At 75.4% G+C, this 1,486-nt stretch carries 3 protein-coding genes; 1 reads left to right on the top strand and 2 read right to left on the bottom strand.

The features are described from left to right. On the top strand, positions 1-501 hold a 501-nt coding region (locus OZN99_RS31365; protein WP_270939111.1), incomplete at its 5' end, for a hypothetical protein. Here OZN99_RS31365 and OZN99_RS31370 read toward each other — a convergent pair. Beyond that, positions 433-663: a hypothetical protein gene (locus tag OZN99_RS31370; protein WP_270939112.1), complete on the bottom strand. Its 231-nt coding sequence runs from the start codon at positions 661-663 to the stop codon at positions 433-435. The two genes, OZN99_RS31365 and OZN99_RS31370, sit on opposite strands and share 69 nt — an antisense overlap. A 113-nt stretch (positions 664-776) precedes the next feature. After that, the coding region (locus tag OZN99_RS31375) for a 2-keto-4-pentenoate hydratase (RefSeq protein WP_270939113.1) at positions 777-1,486 on the bottom strand (710 nt) is incomplete at its 5' end.

The raw sequence follows: 1,486 nt of genomic DNA on the forward strand, positions 1-1,486 counted from the left end.
CTGGCGCCGGCCGCGCTCGCCTCCGTGCTGGCGGTGCAGGCCGCCGGCGTGGTCGGCATGGCGCTGCACCCCGCGACCCAGCAGACCTATCGCGACGCGCTTGCTGCCGTGGCGCCCGCGCTCGGCCCCGGCTCGCTGCTGCTGGTGCCGGAGGGGAATGACGGGGTCGGCATCGTGGGCGCCGTGCTGGCCGAGGCGCCGCGCGACCAGGCGCTGCTGGTGCTGCGCACGGAGGATGCGTCGCAGTTGCCGGAGCGCGTCGCCGGCTATCGGCGGCTGGTGCTGCTCGGCATCACCGATCGCGACGGCGCGGTGCAGGCCGAGGCGGCGCGCGCCGTGCTCCACGGCCACCCCGGCTGGACGGAGCTGCCGGAGGGCTGGCGCGACCTGCGGCGCGGCTACTTCGCCGCGGTGTTCCGGTCGGACGGCGGCTCAGGCATGGCCGACCGGGCCGAACGCCTCGGCATTCGTGACGCGCACCACCGCGGCGAACAGCCGTAGCGCATCCGGCCCGCCGCGATCGGCCAACGTGCCGCGTTCCATCTCCTCGGCCAGCAGCTCGGCGTGTTCTGCAAGCGTCTCGGCGGCCCGGCGCAGCGCCTCGCGCGAGAGCACGAGTTGAAGGTCCTCGGGCAGGGTGTTCCAGCTGGGGGCGGTTCGCATGGCGCTCCGGATCTCGGGGGCGCCATCCTGGCGGGCTGCCGCACGGAAGGCCGCGGCGCATGCATCCTGCGCGCGGAGTGCTTGCCGAAGGGTGAAGCCTGCGCCGCGCGGCTCTATCCGAACCGCGCCTCTGCCTTGCCCAGCACGTCGAACTCCACCGTCACCCGGCACGGCCCGTCCAGCCAGATCGGCGGCGTCACCGAACCCAGGAACACCACCTGCCCCGCCCTGAGCCCGCCGAAGACGGCCGCGCCGGGGGAGGCGGCGAGCCAGGCCAGCGCCTCGAAGGGATGGCCCAGCAGGTCGGCGCCAGCGCCCTCGCCGCGGAGCGTGCCGTCCACCGTGATGCGGCCGCGGATCGCGCCGAGATCGGCGCCGCGCCAGCCCGAAGCCGGCGCGCCCAGCACGCCGGCGCGGTGGAACACCTGGTCGGCGATCAGCGTCGGCGTGCCGAGGGCGGCGAGGTCATTGTAGCGCTTCTCCACGATCTCGATCGCGGCGAAGACCTCCGCCACGGCGGCGGCCGCGCGGTCACGCGTGCAGGGGCCGGGCGCCAGATCGTCGCCCAGCATCAGCCCGACCTCGCACTCCACGCCTGGCGTGATCAGCTCGGCGAATCGGAAGCTGGCCGGCGTGCGCTGCAAGCCCGCTTCCGGCACGAAGCCGGCGGCCGGGCCGGAGAGTCCGAGATAGGCCTGCATCTGCTTCGTCGTCGCGCCGATCTTGAAGCCGGCCGGCGGCACCGCGCCGAGCGCGGCCGCGACCTCCTTCTGCACCGCGTAGCCGGCAGCGACGTCGGCCGGCGCGGCCGCGCCGAGCGGCG

The organism is Falsiroseomonas oryzae, assembly GCF_027856955.1.
Classification (GTDB): Bacteria; Pseudomonadota; Alphaproteobacteria; order Acetobacterales; family Acetobacteraceae; genus Falsiroseomonas; species Falsiroseomonas oryzae.

Coding starts and splice junctions, on each gene's coding strand:
- OZN99_RS31370 (WP_270939112.1), bottom strand. CDS start 663: ATGCGAACCGCCCCCAGCTGGAACACCCTGCCCGAGGACCTTCAACTC.